This is a genomic window from Micromonospora sp. NPDC005305, assembly GCF_040607315.1.
In the GTDB taxonomy this organism is placed as follows: Bacteria; Actinomycetota; Actinomycetes; order Mycobacteriales; family Micromonosporaceae; genus Micromonospora.
Genome location: NZ_JBEXGL010000012.1, coordinates 70,056 through 87,886, shown reverse-complemented (window position 1 = coordinate 87,886; position 17,831 = coordinate 70,056). Strand labels below are relative to the sequence as shown.

Here is a 17,831-nt window from a genome sequence, read left to right as displayed (position 1 = left end):
CTCCTCACGTTCGCCCTCGCCCGTCGGGCGGTCGTCACCCCGACGTGCCCTGACACCGTACTGGCCGGGCCCGACGGGCTGTTCGGCGCGTACCCGTGGAGATCGTCCGGCGGGGCGGCGGCGGGCCCGCGCCTGTCGTACGCTTCCGCCCGGTCCGGGCGCGGAAGGGGTGGGGATGGGTCTCCGGAAGGTCGTCGCGCTGCTCCTGGCGCTCGCCGCGGGTCCGGTCGCCGGGTGCGGCCTGCTGACCGGCGGAACCGCCTCCGGGTTCGTGCCGCAGGCCGGGGTCTGCCATCTGGCGCCGGGCGACAACGCCGACGGCGCGGCGTACCGGCCGGTCGGCTGCACGGAGCGGCACGAGGCCGAGACGTTCCTGGTGGGCCGCTTCGCCGGGGCCGACGCCGACTCCGACGATCGGCCGGCGACCGGCTCGGACACGGCGCTGCGCGCCTACCACTCGTGCGACACGGCGGCGCGGGAGTTCCTCGGCGACCGCTGGCCGCTCGGGCGGCTGTCGCTCCGGCTGGTGCTGCCCACGGCGGACGGCTGGGCGGCGGCCGAGCGCTGGTACCGCTGCGACCTGGTGGAGATCGTGGCACTCGACCTCTACGAGCCGTCGCCCCGGGCGAACAGCCTCCGGGGCGCACTGCGGTCGCCGTCCTCCCCGTTGCGCCACGGCTGCTACAACGCCGCCTTCGGCCGGGACGACGAGCTGACGGCCCTGCCCCCGGCCTCCTGCACGGGCCCGCACCGGACGGAGTTCGCCGGGATCTGGCGGGCCGACCAGGTGCCGTACGGCGCGGACATCCGGAGCGACCGGATGATGAACGGCTGCTACGAGGTGATCGCGCGGCACGTCGGCCTCGCCGACGACGCGGAGGTGCGCCGCCGCCTGCTGCCGCTCACCCTGCCGCCGAGGGACGAGGACCGGGCCGCCGGGGAGACGTCGGTGCGGTGCCTGCTGCACACCGACGGCAGGCCACTGGCCCGGTCGCTGGCCGGTGCCGGGGTCCGCGGCCTGCCGCCACGCCGCTGACCCTACGGCCGGCGGGCCGCGTCCAGGTCGGCGCGGGTGAGCAGGGCGCGCAGCGCGATGCCGTGCCCGGCGAGCGCCTCCGTGCCGCCCTCGCCCCGGTCGATCACGCAGAGCGCGTGCGCGACGGTGGCGCCCAGCTCCCGGAGCTGGCCCGTGGAGATCACCACCTGGCCGCCCGAGGTCACCACGTCCTCGACCACCAGCACCCGCCGCCCGGCGACGTCCGCGCCCTCGGCCAGCCGGGCGGTGCCGTACGCCTTGGCGGTCTTGCGGACGAAGGCGCAGGGCAGCCCGACGTGCCGGGCCAGCGCGGTGACCACCGGGATGCCGCCCAGTTCCAGGCCGGCCAGCACCTCGGTGCCGGGCGGGACCAGCCCGGCCAGGCCGGCGGCGACCCGGTCCAGCAGGACGGGATCGGCCTCGAAGCGGTACTTGTCGAAGTACTCGCCGGCGATCCGGCCGGAGCGGAGCACGAACCGGCCGGTGAGCCGGCAGGTGGCGTCGATGTCGCGGGCGAGGTCGGCGAGGGCGCGGGGGGTGTCGGTCACGGGAGATCATTGTCACCGTCGGCCGGCGGTGCCCGGCCGGCGGGCGGGCCTCGGAGTGGAGCCGCTGGTCAGGGCGTGTCAGGCTGGTGCCGTGAGCGCGAGGAGTGAGCCGGGGTTGCGAGCCCCGCAGCCGCGAGCCAAGGGGACGCCGTGAGCGAACCGGGCGGGACCGAGCTGTCGGCGACGCTGCGCCGCATCGAGCGGGCGGCGGGCGCGCTGTCGACGGCCAGCGTGGCGCGGATGGACGAGACGCTGCCCTGGTTCCGGGAGCTGCCGGCCGACCAGCGCTCCTGGGTCATGCTGGTCGCCCAGGCCGGCGTCCGGTCGCTGGTGCAGTGGCTGCACCAGGGCGGTGGCGCGACCGACAGCACGCAGGAGGTGTCGGACGAGGTCTTCGCCGCGGCGCCGCAGGCCCTCGCGCGCTCGATCACCCTCCAGCAGACCGTGGCGCTCATCAAGGTGACCATCGAGGTGGTCGAGGAGCAGGTGTCGCACCTCGCCGTGAAGGGCGAGGAGCAGTTGCTGCGGGAGGCGGTGCTGCGCTTCTCCCGGGAGATCGCCTTCGCCGCCGCCCGGGTCTACGCCCGCGCCGCCGAGACCCGCGGCTCCTGGGACGCCCGGTTGCAGGCGTTGCTGGTGGACGCGCTGCTGCGCGGCGACTCGCCGGACGTGCTGGCCAGCCGGGCGGCGGCGCTGGGCTGGTCGGACGCGCCGCCGGTGGCGGTGGCGGTGGGCCGCTCCCCCGGCGGCGAGGTGGCCGCCGTGCTGCACACCGTCTACCGGCAGGCCCGGCGGATCGGGGTCGAGGTGATCGGCGGCGTGCACGGCGACCGGCTGGTCATCGTGCTGGGCGGGGCGGCCGACCCGGTGGCCGCCACGGAGAAGCTGCTCACCGCGTTCGGGGAGGGCCCCGTGGTGGTCGGCCCGGCCGTGCCCAGCCTGGACGAGGCCACCGACTCGGCGCGCGCCGCGCTGGCCGGCTTCCGGGCCGCGCCGGCCTGGCCGACCGCGCCCCGCCCGGTCTCCGCCGCCGACCTGCTGCCCGAGCGGGCCCTGGCCGGGGACGCCGAGGCCCGCCGCCGGCTGCGCCACGACGTGTACGCCCCGCTCGCCCGCGCCGGCGGCGAGTTGCTGGAGACGCTGGACGCCTTCTTCGCCGCCGGCGGCACGCTGGAGAGCGCCGCCCGGGCGCTCTTCGTGCACCCGAACACGGTGCGGTACCGGCTCAAGCGGGTCGCCGAGGTGGCCGGCTTCTCGCCCCTCACGCCGCGCGACGCGTTCACCCTGCAGGTGGCGCTGACGGTCGGCCGGCTCGACCCGGTGGTACCGGGCGTCGCACCGGTCCCGAGCCAGACAATGAGCCCAGGAGCCGGCAAAACGCCGCAGACGGGTGATGATCGGCGCCGATCTTTGTAGACATCCTCCAAACCTTCTAGTGCGGTTTGGTGCCGTGCGTTACAGCGCGACCCGCGAGTATCCGTCAGAGTCGTAGGCGTGCTCGCCGTACTCTCACCCGGACAGGGTTCGCAGAAGCCCGGTTTCCTGACCCCCTGGCTCGACCTGCCCGGCGCGGAGGCGCGCCTGGGCTCCTGGTCGGCGCTGGCCGGGGTCGACCTGCTCCACCTGGGCACCCGGGCGGACGCGGACGAGATCAAGGACACCGCCCGCACCCAGCCGCTGCTCGTCGCCGCCGCGCTGCTCGCCGCCGAGCACCTCCCCATGCAGGACGTCGGGCTGGTCGCCGGCCACAGCGTCGGCGAGCTGGGCGCCGCGGCCCTGGCCGGGGTGCTGACCGCCGAGGCGGCCGTGAGCCTGGCGGGCGTACGCGGCCGCGAGATGGCCGCCGCCTGCGCGTTGGAGCCGACCGGGATGGCCGCCGTGCTCGGCGGCGACCCCGACGAGGTGCTCGCCGCCCTGGCCGGGCACGGGCTGCACCCGGCCAACCGCAACGGCGCCGGCCAGATCGTGGCCGCCGGCGCGCTGGCCGGGCTGGAGAAGCTCGCCGCCGAACCGCCGGCCCGGGCCCGGGTCATCACGCTCAAGGTGGCCGGCGCCTTCCACACGCCGTACATGGCCCCGGCCGAGGCCGCGCTGGCCGAGGTGGCCGCCGGCATCACCCCCGCCGACCCGGCCCGGACCCTGCTCTCCAACCTGGACGGCACCGCGGTCGAGCAAGGCCCGGAGCTGGTGCGGCGGCTGGTCCGCCAGGTCACCGCCCCGGTCCGCTGGGACCTGTGCATGCGCACGATGGCCGACCTCGGCGTCACCGGCGTCGTCGAGCTGCCACCGGCCGGCACCCTGGCCGGCCTCGTCAAGCGGGAGCTCAAGGGCGAGGGAGCCCCCGAGATCGTCACCCTCAACACCCCCGACGACCTGCCCGCCGCGCGGGACCTGATCGCCCGGCACAGCGCATGAGCCCGGAAAACGAGCCGATCCTGCGGGTCCCGCAGTCGCTAACGGAAGGTATCCACTGATGGCCGGCAGCCGGATCGTCGCGATGGGGCACTACCAGCCCTCCCGCGTGGTCACCAACGACGACCTCGCCCAGATGGTCGACACCAACGACGAGTGGATCCGGGACCGGGTCGGCATCGTCACCCGCCGGATCGCCGGGGACGAGACGGTGGCCGACATGGCCGCCGCCGCCGCCGGCAAGGCGCTGGCCAACTCGGGCCTCACCGCCGCCGACATCGACCTCGTCGTTGTCGCCACCTGCACCTCGGTCGACCGCAGCCCGAACGTGGCCTGCCGGGTCGCGGCCAAGCTGGGCATCAGCGCGCCGGGCGCGTACGACATCAACACCGCCTGCTCCGGCTTCGCGTACGCGCTGGGCACGGTGGACCACGCCATCCGGGCCGGTGCGGCGCGCAACGCGATCGTCATCGGCGCCGAGAAGCTGTCCGACTTCACCGACTGGACCGACCGGTCGACCTGCATCATCTTCGGCGACGGCGCGGGCGCGGCCGTGGTCACGGCAACCGCCGAGGGCGAGCCGGCCGGGGTGGGTCCGGTGGTGTGGGGTTCGGTGCCGGAGAAGAGCGACGCGGTCCGGATCGAGGGCTGGCGGCCGTACATCGCGCAGGAGGGGCAGGCCGTCTTCCGCTGGGCCACCACGGCGCTGGCCCCGCTCGCGCTCCAGGCCTGCGAGAAGGCCGGGGTGGCCCCGTCGGAGCTGGCCGCGTTCGTGCCGCACCAGGCCAACGCCCGGATCATCGACGGCATCGTCAAGCGGCTGGACATCCCGAACGCGATCATCGCGAAGGACATCGTCGAGTCCGGAAACACGTCGGCGGCGAGCGTGCCGCTGGCCCTGTCGAAGATGGTCGAGCGGCGCGAGGTGCCCGCCGGGGCCCCGGTGCTGCTGTTCGGCTTCGGCGGCGGCCTGACCTACGCCGGTCAGGTCGTCCGCTGCCCCTGAAGACCCTCCTCGGGCGCGAGCGCCGAGGAGTGACGGCCGGCGTCGCCGGCCGTCGAGTGAACCCCCGATGAGAGGAACCAACCGCAATGACCCGTGACGAGATCACCGCCGGCCTCGCCGAGATCCTCGAAGAGGTTGCCGGGGTGAACCCGGACGACGTGGCCGAGGGGAAGTCCTTCACCGACGACCTCGACGTCGACTCGCTCTCCATGGTGGAGGTCGTGGTGGCGGCCGAGGAGAAGTTCGGCGTCAAGATCCCGGACAACGAGGTGCAGAACCTCAAGACCGTGGGCGACGCCGTCAGCTACATCGCGGCGCAGTCCTGATCATGAGTCGTCCCGACGTCGTCGTCACCGGGCTCGGCGCGACGACCCCGCTCGGCGGGGACGTCGCGTCGACCTGGGACGCCATGCTCGCCGGCCGCTCCGGGGTGAGTGCGCTCACCCAGGAGTGGGCCGCGCAACTGCCCGTCCGGATCGCCGCGCAGCTCGCCGTCGAACCGTCGACGGTGCTGGACCGGGTCAAGCTGCGCCGGCTGGACCGGTCCGAGGCGATCGCCATCGTGGCGGCGCAGCAGGCCTGGGCGGACGCCGGCCTGGCCGACTCCGGGCTCGACCCGGAGCGGCTGGCGGTCAGCGTCGGCTCCGGCATCGGCGGCGCCACCACCCTGCTCGCCCAGGACGACATCCTGGAGGCGTCCGGCCCGCGGCGGGTCTCCCCGCACACCATCCCGATGCTGATGCCGAACGGTCCGGCCGCGTGGGTCGGGCTGGAACTCGGTGCCAAGGCCGGCGTGCACTCGGTGGCCAGCGCCTGCGCGACCGGCGCGGAGGCGATCGCGCTGGGGCTGGACATCATCCGCGCCGGCCGGGCCGACGTGGTGGTGGCCGGAGGCACCGAGGCGGTCATCCACGCGCTGCCGATCGCCGGGTTCAGCTCGATGCGGGCCATGTCGACCCGCAACGACGAGCCGGAGAAGGCGTCCCGCCCGTGGGACAAGGGCCGCGACGGCTTCGTCCTCGGTGAGGGCGCGGGCGTGCTGGTCCTGGAGCGCGCCGACCACGCCGCCGCCCGCGGCGCCCGGGTCTACGCGCGCCTCGCCGGCGCCGGGATCACCTCGGACGCGTACGACATCGTGCAGCCGCACGCCGAGGGCGAGGGCGCCATCCGGGCCATCGCCAAGGCGGTCGCGGACGCGGACGTCGCGAAGACGGACATCCGGCACGTGAACGCGCACGCCACCTCCACCCCGGTCGGCGACATGCTGGAGATCGGCGCGCTGCACAAGGCGGTGGGCGACCACGTGCTGCTGTCGGCCACCAAGTCGATGACCGGGCACCTGCTCGGCGCGGCCGGCGCGCTGGAGTCGATCGCCACCATCCTGGCCATCCGGGACGGCGTCGTGCCGCCGACGATCAACCTGGACGACCCGGACGAGGGCCTCACCCTGGAGGTGGCCGCGCACAAGGCGCGCCACCTGGAGATCCCCGCGGCGCTGAACAACGCGTTCGGCTTCGGCGGGCACAACGTGGCCCTGGTCTTCACCCGGGCCTGAGCACGGCTTGCCCGCTCGGGGCCCGCGTCCGCACCGGACGCGGGCCCCGAGCGCGTCTCAGCCCCGGTTGCGGGGATGCTGCCGCGCGGTCCGCTCGTTGCTCTCCCATCGGCGCCACCGTGCCAGCGCCCGCGCCCGGCCGCACCCGGATTAGCCGGCGGCCCGGTCCCGGACCGTCGGGGCCGTTACGGTGAGGACCGTCGAGCCGTCGAGGAGCACCACCCGTGGAAGCGACCGAGATCCGCAAGCTCGCCGCGCTGGAGGACACCCACTGGTGGTACCGGGAGCGGCGCGTCCTGCTGGGCCGGGCGCTGCGCCGGCTGGCGGCGGGCACCCGCCCGGGGCGGGCGCTGGACATCGGCGCGGCCGGCGGTGGGAACACCCGGGTGCTGCGGGCGCACGGCTGGCGGCCCGTCGCCCTGGAATACAGCGCCGAGGGCGCCGGGGTGGCCCGGGCCCGGGGCCTGGACGTCATCCGGGCCGACGCCCGGCACCTGCCGGTCCCCTCGGCCGGCCTGGGCCTGGTCGTCGCCTTCGACATCCTGGAGCACGTCGACGAGGACCATCTCGCGGCCGCCGAGATCCGGCGGGCGCTGCGCCCCGGCGGGACGGCCCTCATCGCGGTGCCGGCCGACATGCGGCTCTGGTCCGCGCACGACTTGGCGGTCGGGCACGTGCGGCGCTACGACCGCGCCGGGCTTCGGGCCGTGGTGGAGAAGGCCGGTCTGGTGGTCGACGAGCTGTGGAGCTGGAACGTGCTGCTCCGCCCCGTCGCGGCCTGGCGGCGGCGCCGGTCCACCGGCAGCGACCTGGACGCGCCGCATCCGCTGGTCAACCTGGGGTTGCGCACGGTCGTCACGGCCGAGCGCCACCTGCCGGTGCGGGCGCTGCCCGGGGTCTCGCTGATGCTGCGCGCCCACCGTCCGGCCTGACCGTCCGGCGGTGACGGGTCAGCGCAGCCGGTAGACGGCCGCCCGGGAGTTCTCGAAGCGCAGGTCGGCCAGCGTCCGCAGGGCCGGCGCCTCGGTGCCGGCCTGCCGGTCCACCACCAGCCAGCGCACCCCGTACCGGTCGCGCAGGGCGGCCAGGCCGGCGGCCGTGGGGGCGGTGAAGGCCGCGTCGTTGGCGCGTTGCCGGCCGGCGTCCCAGAACGGCGCGTACGGGCCGTCGGGCCGGCCGACCATCCGGGGCGCGAAGGCCCACCCCTCGACCAGCACCGACCGCTCGGCGTAGCCGCTGAGCCAGAACGACCGGGCGTCGCACCACCCGTCCACCACCTCCCGGCAGTGCGCGTTGGTGGCGAGCACGTCGCCCGGCGCGCTGTGCGCCCGCACCCAGCGGGCCGCCTCGACCCGGGAGGCGGGCATCGCCACCACCGGATACGCCCCGCCGTTCGGGTAGTCCCGGGTCGCGGCGGCGTCCAGCACCAGCCCCGGCGCCCCGGCGGTCAGCACGGCGGTGAGCAGCACGCGCCCGCCCCGACCGGCCAGGCCCGGCCAGCGCCCCACCAGCGCGGGCCAGCACAGGAACACCAGCACCGCGGGCACGGCCAGCACGGCGGCCCAGCGGAGCAGCGGCAGCACCGGGGCGTACGCGGGGACGGCCGGCGAGCTGGTCGCGGAGTGGAGCTGCACCGCGGTGAGCAGCACGGCGAACCCGGCCGTTCCGGCACCGAGCAGCCACCGGCCCCGGGCGGGGAGGGCGGCCCGGTCGGCCACCTCGACCCAGCCCCACGCGGAGAGCAGCACCCCGAAGGCGAACCCGGTCCGGGTGAAGTACTGGTTGCTGCTGCCCGGATGCCCGACGAGCAGGTAGATCGCCGGGCCGGCGAGCGCGCCGCCGAGGAGGAACACCTGCACCGGCTCGATCCGGCGGCGGCGCGGCCGGAGCAGGGCCGCCGCGCCGGCCAGCCGGAGCTGGAGGTTGAGCAGGAACGCCACCGCGACCAGCACCCACCACAGCGCGGTGATCCCCGCCGGTTGGCCGGTCGGCACGTACGGGCGCAGGCCCGAGAACGGGTCCAGGACCACCCCGTGGCTCTCGAAGGCGAACAGCACCGCGGTGGCGAACACCTGCGCGGCCAGGGCCAGACCGGCGGCGACCAGCACTCCCCGGGGCAGCCGGCGGCGGGCCACCAGGGTCACCGCGGCGGTCAGACCGAGCGCGGCCAGCACGACCGGCAGCGAACTGGCCTTCGCGCCGGTCGACGCGGCCAGGAAGAGGACCGCGAGCGCCCAGGCGCCGCGGCCCAGCGCGGGCACGGTGACCCCACGGGTCCGGCCGACCACCTCACCGAGCGCGGCGACCAGCGGCAGCAGCAACACCCAGCTGTACGTCATCGACGGGCTGCCCCAGACGATGAAGGTGGCCTGGCTGCCGAAGAGCTGCCGCCAGCCGTTCTCGAAGCCGAACTCGCCCACCGTGAACAGCAGCGCGGCGGCCACCACCCCGGCGTACGGCCGGCCGGTGATCCGCCAGCCGACCACGGCCACCAGCACGGCGGCGAGCGCGCAGAGCGCGGGCACGGCGAGCCGGAACAGCACGGTGGGCAGGTCCACCCCGCTGACCAGGCTGGTGGCGGCCAGGTGCGCGAAACCGAACCAGTGGTAGTGCAGCGGCTCCCCGGCGACCTGCGGCACCTCGGGCGGCACCTGGTGGGTGGCCGCCCCGGCGAGGGAGAGCTGGAAGGCCAGGTCGAGGTACTGGGCCTGCCCCTCGTCGGTGGGCAGCACCGGGTTGACGGCGAGGAACGAGGCGTACAGGTAGAGGGTGAAGCCGGCCACCACCCCCGCCAGCGACCAGGCCCACCCGGCCGGGACGACGGTGGGGTGGCGGACCCACCAGTGCCGGCGCAGCCGCGGCACGGCGGCGAAGGGCACCACCACGGCGAGCGGCCAGAGCCGCAGCCAGCCGGGCAGCCCGACCGCGGTGAACCCGGCCCACGCGACCAGTTCCAGCACCAGGCCGACGGCGGCGCCCATGGCCAGGTCCTCGACCAGGGTGTGCGGCCGGCGGCGCAGCGCGCGGAACACCAGCGTGCCGGGCAGCAGCACGGCCAGCGCCGCGTACGCGGTCCAGCGGGCGATCGCGCCGGCCGGGGTGCCGGCGGCGACCAGCGTGGCGACCACGGCGGCGTACCCGGCGACGGCCGGGGCGAAGCGCAGGGCGGCCGGACGGCGGCGCGGGTCGACGGCCGCCGGGGCGGCGCCGGTGGCGACGGCGGTCACCGCAGGCTGTCGGCCAGCTGGGCGGGGTCCGGGTGGGCCGGCCCGGCGGCGGCGCTGTCGCCGGCCACCAGGTACGCGGGCCGGCCCTGCACGGCCGTGTAGATCCGGGCCACGTACTCGCCGAGCAGGCCGAGGCAGAGCAGTTGCACGGCGCCGAGGAAGAGGATCGCCACGTAGAGCGAGGGCCAGCCGCTGACCGTGGCGCCGGCGAACCAGGCCAGCACCGCCGCCACCACCAGCACCCCGCAGACCGCCACCCCGACCAGGCCCAGCCAGGTGGCCACCCGCAGCGGGGCGGCGGAGAAGCTGGTGACGCTCTCGGCGGCGAGCCCGGCCATCCGGGACAGCGGGTACTTCGTCCGGCCGGCGGCGCGTTCCTGCCGCTCGTAGGTCACCTCGGCGCTGGGAAAGCCGAGCCAGGGCACCACCAGCCGGAGCACCGGGCCGCGCTCGGGCAGCTCCCGCAGCGCCGTCACGACGGCCCGGCTGAGCAGCCGGAAGTCGCCGGCCTGGGCGGGGACCTGCTCGCCGACCAGCCGGCGGACCAGGCGGTAGTAGCCGCCCGCGCTCCACCGCTTGAACCGGGTGTCCCGGCTGCGGTCGGCCCGGACGGCGTAGACCACGTCGACGCCGTCGGCGCGGGCCCGGCGCAGCAGCTCGACGATCACCTCGGGCGGGTCCTGGAGGTCGGCGTCGATGCTGACCACGTACGCGCCCCGGGCCCGGAGCAGCCCGGCGTGCAGGGCGGCCTGGTGACCGCTGTTGCGGCGCAGCCGGAGGACCCGCAGCTCGGGCCAGCCGACCCGCAGCGCGGCCAGCGCCGCCGGGGTGGCGTCGGTGCTGCCGTCGTCGACGGCCACCACCTCGTATGCCTCGCCCAGCCCGTCGAGCACGCCGCGCAGCCGGACGGCGAGCAGCGGGAGGACGGCCTCCTCGTTGAACACCGGCACCACGACGGACAGGGCCGGCTGCGGCGCGGTCACGGCACTCGACCCCCCGGATTCCCTGGCGGCGGACCGGGCCGACGCTACCAGTCGGGCAGGTCAGGACCGGGTCGGTCGCCGGGCACCCACCCCGATCAGGTGCCGCAGGTGGTGGCGGGCAGGCCGGACACCTTCACCGGCGAGTGGCCGGTGGGGCGGGCCTTGCCGGCGAGCACCGCGGCCAGCGCGGTCATCGACGTCCGGGTGGACGAGTAGGTGGCCAGCAGGGTCGGCGACTTCGCCCCGGCCAGCACGTACGGGGTGTCCATGGCCACCGTCACGTCCGCGTCGGCGCGGAGGTCCTTGCTCCCGTCGCCGTACCCCACCAGGTGCACGACCGTACCGCCGGTGGGCACCACCTTCACCCCGGCGGCGGTGAGCGCCGCGGTCAGCGCGGCCCGGGTGCCGTCCCGGCCCCCCGAGGAGGTGACGGTGACCGGGCCGGCCACGGGGCTGCCGCACCGGCCGCGCAGCATGGTCACCGCGGCGGCGGCCAGGTCGGCGGCGGCCTTGCGGTGCGCGGCGCTGTCCAGCGTCGACAGCGCCGGCGCCGGCCGGTCGGCCAGCTTGAACTTCATGGTCAGCACCCGGGTGACCGCCTCGACGAGCCGGGTCCGGGGCAGCGAGCCGTCCTTGAGCGCGGCGCGCAGCCCGTCGTAGGCCTGGCCCACGTTCGGGGTCATGAGGATGAGGTCGTTGCCGGCGTTCAACGCGCGGACCGCGGCCTCCCCCGGCGACCACTTCTTGGCCGGCGCCATGTTCATCCCGTCGGTGATCACCACGCCCTGGAAGCCGAGCTGGCCGCGGAGCACGTCGGTGAGCAGCTTGCGGGAGAAGGTGGCCGGGGTGCCCGGGTCGACCGCCTTGACGTCCAGGTGGGCGGACATCACCGCCATGGCGCCGGCGGCGATCCCGGCGTGGAACGGCGGGAACGCGGTGCGGTCCAGCACGGCGCGGGACTGCCCGACCACCGGCAGGTCGGTGTGCGAGTCGGCGGCGGTCAGCCCGTGCCCGGGGAAATGCTTGACGGCGGCGCCGACCCCCTCGGCCTGCAACCCGCGGACCGCGCCGGCCACCTGGGCGGAGGCGGTCGCCGGGTCGGCGCCGAAGGAGCGGGAGCCGATCACCGTGCTGCGGGTGGCCAGCACGTCGGCGACCGGCGCGAAGTCCAGGTTGACGCCCATGGCGGCCAGCTCGGCGCCGGCGGCCCGCCAGGCGGCCTCGGTCAGCGCCGGGTTGCCGGCGGCGCCGGCGGCGAGCGGGCTGGGCAGCAGGGTCACCCCGTCGGTGATCCGGGTGACCACGCCGTACTCCTGGTCGGTGCCGATCAGGAAGGGGGCGGGGCCGGCGGGCAGCCGGCCGGCGGCCGCCCGCAGCCCGTCGGTCAGCGCGCGAACCTGCTTCGGGTTGTCGACGTTGGTGGTGGCCTGGTTGCCCGAGGTGGGGTCGTCGGCGCTGAAGCCGACCAGGATCAGCCCGCCGAGGCGGTACTTCGCGACCATCTCCGCGGGGGTGTCGACCCCGGCCAGGGCGCGGTTGCCGGCGGCCGAGCCGGGCGACACCTTCGTGGCCGAGCTGCCGTACGCGTAGGGCATCAGCACCTGGCCGACGAGATCCTCGTCGGAGAGCGTCGCCACCAGGGCGGCCGCCCGGGCGGCCGGGTCGGCGCCGGTCGGGGTGGGGGCGGCCGACGACGGGACCGGCGCCGGGCTCGACGGGGTCGGTCGGGGCCGTTCGGGCTCACCCGAGCACCCGGAGACGAGCAGCGCGGTCAGTGCGGCGAGCGCGACGCAGGTGCGACGCGGGGAAATCGACACGCGACCCACCGTATCGGGGCAACTTGGCCTTCCGTCACCCCACCCGGGTGAGCAGTGTCACCGGCGCGCCGTCCCCGGCGTACCGGTAGGGCTCCAGTTCGGCGTCCCAGGCGGTGCCGAGCGCCTTGTCCAGGGCGTGCGCGAGCGCCTCCGGGGCCCGGGCGGCGGCCATGATGCTGCGCAGCCGGTCCTCGCCGAGCTGGATGTCACCGGCCGCGCCGACGGTGGCGCGGAACAGGCCGCGTCCCGGGACGTACATGAAGCGCTCGCCGTCGACCCCCGCGCTGGGCTCCTCGGTGACCTCGAAACGGATCATGGGCCACTGCCGGAGGGCAGCAGCCAGCTCGGCGCCCGTCCCCGGGCTGCCGGTCCACCCGCACTCGGCGCGCCGCGCCGCGGGATCGACGGGCTGGGCCGTCCAGTGCAGGTTGACCGGCGCGGCGAGGACGCGCGCGATCGCCCACTCGACGTGCGAGCACACGGCGAGCGGGGTCGAGTGGACGTATACGACGCCACGCGTTGGCACGGTGACCTCCCGGTGAGCCGAGGTGCGTCTTCCCCTACGACCTCGTCCACCCGAGTGGCCTCTGGAACACATGATGACCTGTGTGACGGATGGTGCGCCAGCGAATCGGAAAATTCGCCGGTGCCGGTGACCGGGAAATACCCGGGAGGCTGACCTGGTTGTGCTCCCTGACGGCACGACGACCAGCCAGGCGTCGGGGTCGTGTACAGTTCTCTGGGCGGTTCTGTGCCGCCGCACGTCTTCGCGGGCTGACGCTCACCCCGGGCGTCAACCGCACATACAGCCCCCGGACGGTTTCCGTCCTCCCGTACGTCTGCAAGGAGTACCTCCGTGGCGAGCAACACCTCTAAGACCGCGCGCGCGTCAGTCCGGGCCGGCCAGGCTGGCCAGGGTGGCGCCCTCAGCGTGCTGGGCGAGTTCAAGTACCTCATCCCGCTCAACGGCGGCAAGCACGCCTACGTGCGCAACCTGACCAACGGCAAGACCGCGCACCTGCGCACCGACTCCGAGGCCTTCGTCGAGGAGATCCGCGTGCTGGCCGCCGCCGGCCACGCCGCCAAGGTCCGCGCCGAGATCAACGCTCTCGCCGCCACCCACCCGGACCACGGCTGGGACAAGACCGAGAAGCGTCTCGTCGAGGCCGGCGTCTTCGAGGGCTGAGCGCCCTCACCCGCGACACCACGAACCGCCCGCCGGGGTCACCCGGCGGGCGGTTCTGTCTTGTCACTCCTCGGGCAGCAGCGCCACCTCGCCGGTGGCCAGGTCGTAGAGGGCGCCGACCACGGCCACCTCGCCGGCCGCCACCGGGCCGGCCAGCAGGTCGTCGGCGCGCAGGGCGGCCACCGTGCGCCGGACGTGCCGCCGGACGGCGAGGGGGTGGGCGTCCGGGTCGTCCGCGCCGACCTCGCGGACCGCCGGCGTGATCCGGTCCACCACGTAGCCCAGCGCGCCACCCGGCCGGCGCCCGCTGCGCAGCGAGTCGACCGCCGAGCCCACCGCGCCGCAGCGCTCGTGGCCGAGCACCATCACCAGCCGCACGCCGAGCTGGCCCACCACGTACTCGATCGAGCCGCAGACCGCCCGGTCGAGCACGTGCGCACCGGTGCGGATCACACAGATCGAGCCGAACGTCTGGTCGAAGATCGCCTCCAACGGCACCCGCGAGTCGATGCAGCCCAGCACCACGGCGTACGGCTGCTGGTCGCCCGAGGCCACGGCGGCGGCGGCCGTGACGTCGTGGCCGTGCACCGGCTGCCCGCTGACGAAGCGCCGGTTGCCGGAGAGCAGTTCGGCCAGGGCGGCCCGGGGCGTCCGGGCGGCGGGGGTGGGCGACATGCCCTCCAGCCTGGTCACCCATTCGACGCCGTGAGGCCGGGTTGCGAATCTTCTCACCACCCCGGTTGCCGTGCTGTCATGACGGGTACGCCGGTGTCACCACCGGGTCACTCCGGTGCGGGACACCGGTCGGCCCGGGGAGGTGGAACATGGCGGAGCACCCGGAGGTGCGGCTTCCCGACGGCGTACGCCTGCACGTGACGGCGACCGGGCCGGTCGACGCCGAGGTCACCGCCGTCCTGCTGCACGGCTGGACGCTGGACGGGCGCAGCTGGCACCGCCAGCTCGCCGGCCTGCGCGACCGGTTCGGCGACCGGGTGCGGGTACTCACCTACGACGCCCGGGGGCACGGCCGGTCGAGCTGCATGGCGCTGCGCACCGCCACCCTGGCCCAGCTCGGCGACGACCTGGCCGCGGTGGTCGACCAGCTCGTCCCGTCCGGCCCGATCGTGCTGGTCGGGCACTCGATGGGCGGGATGACCGTGATGGAGTACGCCCACCGCCACCCGGACCGCTTCGCCGCCCGCGTCGCCGGCCTGGTCTTCGTCTCGACCACCGCCGAGGGGCACACCCATACCGCCTACGGGCTGTCCCCCCGCATCGCCCGGCTGATCCGGCTCGCCGAGACCACCGGCGCCGGGGTGCTGGCCCGCTGCGGCGCCTGGCGCCCGCCGCACGCGCTGCTGCGCGCGCTCCGCCCCAGCATCCGCTGGATGCTCTTCGGCGACCGCTGCGACCCCGCCGACATCCGGCTGGTCACCTCGGCGGTGGCGCACGCCTCGCTGCGCTCGATCGGCGGGTTCCGCGCCTCGATCGGGGCCCAGCACCGGCTGGACACCCTCGCGGCGCTCGGCCGGCTGCCGGCCGCCGCGCTGGTCGGCGACCGGGACCGGCTCACCCCGCCGCCGTGCGCCGAGTCGATCGCCGCGGCGCTGCCCACCACCGAGCTGACCGTCTGCCCGGGCGCCGGCCACATGCTGATGATGGAACGCCCCGACGAGGTGACCGCCGCCGTCGCCGGGGTGCTGCACCAGGTCCTCGCGGGGACGGACGCGGGCACGCCCGGGCAGCGGGTGGGAAGGCCCGGATAACGGGCAACCCGGACGGGCGGCGGTGGGCAGCGGCATGGCCCCGACACGGGCCGGGTCGGCGGCCCGTACCCTCATTCAGCCGCGCCGTCTGACCACAGGAGCCCCCGCGTTGAGCGACCAGACCACCCTGGAACGGGAGATCGCCGTCGAACAACGGCATCTCGACCGGGTGTACGCCCGGCTGACCGAACTGCGTCGGTCGGCCGCCGACGCCGAGCGGGAGGGCTACCGGCTGGCCCGGGTCGGCAACTTCGGCGCGCTGGTCGAGCGGGACGCCATGGTCTTCCACGCCGCGCAGCGCCGGCACGTGCTGGACGCCGAGCACGAGGGGCTGGTCTTCGGCCGGCTGGACCTGCGGACCGGGCAGGTGCTGCACGTGGGGCGGCTCGGCGTGCGCGGGGAGAACGCGGAGACGCTGGTGGTGGACTGGCGGGCCCCGGCCGCCGCCGCGTTCTACCAGGCGACCCCCGCCGAGCCGCAGGGTGTGGTGCGGCGGCGCACGATCCAGTCGTCCGCGGAGCAGGTCACCCGGATCGAGGACGACCTGCTGGACCCGGAGTCGGCGCCGCCGGAGATGGCGGTGGTCGGTGACGGCGCGCTGCTGGCGACCCTGTCCCGGGCCACCGGCCACGGCATGCGGGACATCGTGGCCACCATCCAGCGGGAGCAGGACGAGGCGATCCGCTCCCCGGGCAGCGGGGTCACGATCGTCTTCGGCGGCCCGGGCACCGGCAAGACGGCGGTGGCCCTGCACCGGGCCGCGTACCTGCTCTATTCCGACCGCGCCCGGTACGCCGGCGGCGGCATCCTGGTGGTCGGCCCGTCGAGCGTGTTCGTCCAGTACATCGCCTCGGTGCTCCCCTCGCTCGGCGAGGAGACGGCCACCCTGCACTCGCTGGGTTCCCTCTTCCCCGGCGTGTCGGCGACCCGGACCGACCCGCCCGAGGTGGCCGCCGTGAAGGGGTCGCTGCGGATGCGGCGGGTGCTGGAGCGGGCGGTCCGGGACGCGGTGCCCGACTCCCCCGGCGAGCTGCGCCTGCTCTACCGGGGTGAGCTGCTCCGGCTGGAGCGGGCCGAGCTGGACGCCGTCCGGGACCGGACGCTGTCCCGCGGCGCGCGCCGCAACGAGGTGCGCCGGTCGGCCTTCGACGCGGTCCTCGCCGCGCTCTGGGCGCAGGCCCGCAAGCTGCCCATCGGCCGGCTGCCGGAGCAGCCCGCGTTCGAGGACGAGATCATCGAGCGGCCGGAGTTCCGGGAGTTCCTCAAGGCCTGGTGGCCGCGGCTGCACCCGCGCCACGTGCTGGGCTGGCTGGCCCGCCCGGAGCGGCTGCGCCGGTACGCCGGCGGCATCCTGTCCGGCGCCGAGATCCGGCTGCTGACCGGGGCGTACCGGAGCCTGGACGGCGAGGGGCCGACGATCGCCGACGTGGCGCTGCTGGACGAGCTGGACGCGCTGCTCGGCCGACCGGTGCAGCGGGCGAGGCCGAAGCGGGACCCGTTCCTGCTGGCCGGCGGCGTCCGCGAGCTGAGCACGGCCGCCGACCGGCAGCGGGCCGCCCGGGCCGCGGCCCGGGAGCGCCCGGAGGACTACCGCGACTACGCCCACGTGGTGGTCGACGAGTCGCAGGACGTCTCGCCGATGCAGTGGCGGATGGTCGGCCGGCGCGGCCGGCTGGCCTCCTGGACCGTGGTGGGCGACCCGGCGCAGACCGCCTGGACCGGCGACCCGCAGGAGCTGGCCCGGGCCCGCGACCAGGCGCTGGGCCGGCGCCGCCGGCACCGGTACGAGCTGACCACCAACTACCGCAACTCGGCGGAGATCTTCGCCGTGGCGGCCGCGGAGATCCGCCGCGTACACCCGGACCTCGCCCTGCCCACCGCGGTCCGTTCGACCGGGGTGGCGCCCGTCGAGCGGACGGTGCCGGCCGCCGACCTGCCCGCCGCCACCGCGGCCGCGGCGCGCGCGCTGCTGGCGGAGGTCGAGGGCACGGTGGGCGTGATCACGCCGGTGCCGCGCCGGGACGAGGTGGCCGGCTGGCTGGGCGACCTGGGCGGCCGGCTCCAGGTGGTGACCAGCCTCCAGGCCAAGGGCATGGAGTACGACGGGGTGGTGCTGGTCGCGCCGAGCGAGATCCGGGCCGATCCGGGGTCGGGCGTCCGCACGCTCTACGTGGCGCTCTCCCGGGCCACCCAGCGGCTCACCACACTCGACCCGGTCGGGTGACGGCGGCGCCGCACCCGGCTGTCACTTGCACATATAGCGATGTGAGCATAGATTGAGCCCGGCCGGGGCGG

Annotated in this window: 15 protein-coding genes and 1 pseudogene; 10 read left to right on the top strand and 6 right to left on the bottom strand. The window is 75.8% G+C overall.

Annotated elements, in window-relative coordinates; genetic code table 11:
- Window positions 1–175 precede the first annotated feature (175 nt).
- Entirely contained in the window at window positions 176–1,036 is an 861-nt protein-coding gene (locus ABZS80_RS20950) for a septum formation family protein (RefSeq protein WP_355058152.1), read from the top strand.
- A gap of 2 nt (window positions 1,037–1,038) precedes the next feature.
- On the opposite strand, the gene ABZS80_RS20945 is transcribed toward ABZS80_RS20950, so the two are convergent.
- Window positions 1,039–1,584, bottom strand: a complete 546-nt coding sequence (locus tag ABZS80_RS20945) for an orotate phosphoribosyltransferase (protein ID WP_355058150.1) — start codon at window positions 1,582–1,584, stop codon at window positions 1,039–1,041.
- 150 nt (window positions 1,585–1,734) lie between these two features.
- Between ABZS80_RS20945 and ABZS80_RS20940 the strand changes: the two genes are divergently transcribed.
- From ABZS80_RS20940 to ABZS80_RS20915, 6 genes and pseudogenes are all read left to right on the top strand, one after another.
- Window positions 1,735–3,000, top strand: coding sequence for a helix-turn-helix domain-containing protein (locus tag ABZS80_RS20940; RefSeq protein WP_313718871.1), 1,266 nt, complete (start codon window positions 1,735–1,737; stop codon window positions 2,998–3,000).
- 78 nt (window positions 3,001–3,078) lie between these two features.
- Window positions 3,079–3,993, top strand: a pseudogene (locus ABZS80_RS20935) (ACP S-malonyltransferase); the annotation flags it as partial.
- A 64-nt stretch (window positions 3,994–4,057) separates the two neighbouring features.
- Window positions 4,058–5,002 (top strand): beta-ketoacyl-ACP synthase III, encoded by a 945-nt coding sequence (locus ABZS80_RS20930; RefSeq protein ID WP_151463457.1) that lies wholly within the window; start codon window positions 4,058–4,060, stop codon window positions 5,000–5,002.
- Window positions 5,003–5,088: 86 nt separating this feature from the next.
- Window positions 5,089–5,328, top strand: coding sequence for an acyl carrier protein (locus tag ABZS80_RS20925; protein ID WP_088972559.1), 240 nt, complete (start codon window positions 5,089–5,091; stop codon window positions 5,326–5,328).
- 2 nt (window positions 5,329–5,330) lie between these two features.
- On the top strand, window positions 5,331–6,557 hold the full coding sequence (gene fabF, locus ABZS80_RS20920; RefSeq protein WP_355058147.1) for a beta-ketoacyl-ACP synthase II: 1,227 nt from the start codon (window positions 5,331–5,333) through the stop codon (window positions 6,555–6,557).
- A 224-nt stretch (window positions 6,558–6,781) separates the two neighbouring features.
- Window positions 6,782–7,489 (top strand): class I SAM-dependent methyltransferase, encoded by a 708-nt coding sequence (locus ABZS80_RS20915; protein WP_355058145.1) that lies wholly within the window; start codon window positions 6,782–6,784, stop codon window positions 7,487–7,489.
- 18 nt (window positions 7,490–7,507) lie between these two features.
- Here the strand turns inward: ABZS80_RS20915 and ABZS80_RS20910 are convergent, their stop codons facing one another.
- The 4 genes from ABZS80_RS20910 to ABZS80_RS20895 all read right to left on the bottom strand — a co-directional run bounded on the left by ABZS80_RS20910 (window position 7,508) and on the right by ABZS80_RS20895 (window position 13,110).
- Window positions 7,508–9,784: a DUF2298 domain-containing protein gene (locus tag ABZS80_RS20910; RefSeq protein WP_355058143.1), complete on the bottom strand. Its 2,277-nt coding sequence runs from the start codon at window positions 9,782–9,784 to the stop codon at window positions 7,508–7,510.
- Window positions 9,781–10,767 carry a glycosyltransferase family 2 protein gene (locus ABZS80_RS20905; protein ID WP_355058142.1) on the bottom strand — a complete coding sequence of 329 codons (987 nt, stop codon included), beginning with the start codon at window positions 10,765–10,767 and terminating at the stop codon, window positions 9,781–9,783. The genes ABZS80_RS20910 and ABZS80_RS20905 overlap by 4 nt, the downstream gene beginning before the upstream one ends.
- 95 nt (window positions 10,768–10,862) lie before the next feature.
- Window positions 10,863–12,593: a glycoside hydrolase family 3 protein gene (locus tag ABZS80_RS20900; protein ID WP_355058141.1), complete on the bottom strand. Its 1,731-nt coding sequence runs from the start codon at window positions 12,591–12,593 to the stop codon at window positions 10,863–10,865.
- A gap of 25 nt (window positions 12,594–12,618) precedes the next feature.
- Window positions 12,619–13,110 (bottom strand): DUF3145 domain-containing protein, encoded by a 492-nt coding sequence (locus ABZS80_RS20895; protein ID WP_355058139.1) that lies wholly within the window; start codon window positions 13,108–13,110, stop codon window positions 12,619–12,621.
- Between the two features lie 330 nt (window positions 13,111–13,440).
- Between ABZS80_RS20895 and ABZS80_RS20890 the strand changes: the two genes are divergently transcribed.
- Window positions 13,441–13,770 carry a hypothetical protein gene (locus ABZS80_RS20890; protein WP_151463449.1) on the top strand — a complete coding sequence of 110 codons (330 nt, stop codon included), beginning with the start codon at window positions 13,441–13,443 and terminating at the stop codon, window positions 13,768–13,770.
- A gap of 63 nt (window positions 13,771–13,833) precedes the next feature.
- Here ABZS80_RS20890 and ABZS80_RS20885 read toward each other — a convergent pair whose 3' ends face one another.
- Window positions 13,834–14,445, bottom strand: a complete 612-nt coding sequence (locus ABZS80_RS20885; RefSeq protein ID WP_355058137.1) for a carbonic anhydrase — start codon at window positions 14,443–14,445, stop codon at window positions 13,834–13,836.
- Window positions 14,446–14,594: 149 nt separating this feature from the next.
- Here ABZS80_RS20885 and ABZS80_RS20880 point away from each other — a divergent pair, with 149 nt between their 5' ends.
- Window positions 14,595–15,536: an alpha/beta hydrolase gene (locus ABZS80_RS20880; protein WP_355058135.1), complete on the top strand. Its 942-nt coding sequence runs from the start codon at window positions 14,595–14,597 to the stop codon at window positions 15,534–15,536.
- 109 nt (window positions 15,537–15,645) lie between these two features.
- The gene (locus tag ABZS80_RS20875) at window positions 15,646–17,760 is read left to right on the top strand and encodes an AAA family ATPase (RefSeq protein WP_355058133.1); all 2,115 of its coding nucleotides are present in this window, start codon (window positions 15,646–15,648) and stop codon (window positions 17,758–17,760) included.
- The last annotated feature ends 71 nt before the right edge of the window (window positions 17,761–17,831 follow it).

Excerpts from the sequence above, each read along its gene's own strand:
- ABZS80_RS20950 (WP_355058152.1), top strand. The coding sequence starts at position 176 with ATGGGTCTCCGGAAGGTCGTCGCGCTGCTCCTGGCGCTCGCCGCGGGT.
- ABZS80_RS20930 (WP_151463457.1), top strand. The coding sequence starts at position 4,058 with ATGGCCGGCAGCCGGATCGTCGCGATGGGGCACTACCAGCCCTCCCGC.
- ABZS80_RS20925 (WP_088972559.1), top strand. The coding sequence starts at position 5,089 with ATGACCCGTGACGAGATCACCGCCGGCCTCGCCGAGATCCTCGAAGAG.
- fabF (WP_355058147.1), top strand. The coding sequence starts at position 5,331 with ATGAGTCGTCCCGACGTCGTCGTCACCGGGCTCGGCGCGACGACCCCG.
- ABZS80_RS20885 (WP_355058137.1), bottom strand. The coding sequence starts at position 14,445 with ATGTCGCCCACCCCCGCCGCCCGGACGCCCCGGGCCGCCCTGGCCGAA.
- ABZS80_RS20880 (WP_355058135.1), top strand. The coding sequence starts at position 14,595 with ATGGCGGAGCACCCGGAGGTGCGGCTTCCCGACGGCGTACGCCTGCAC.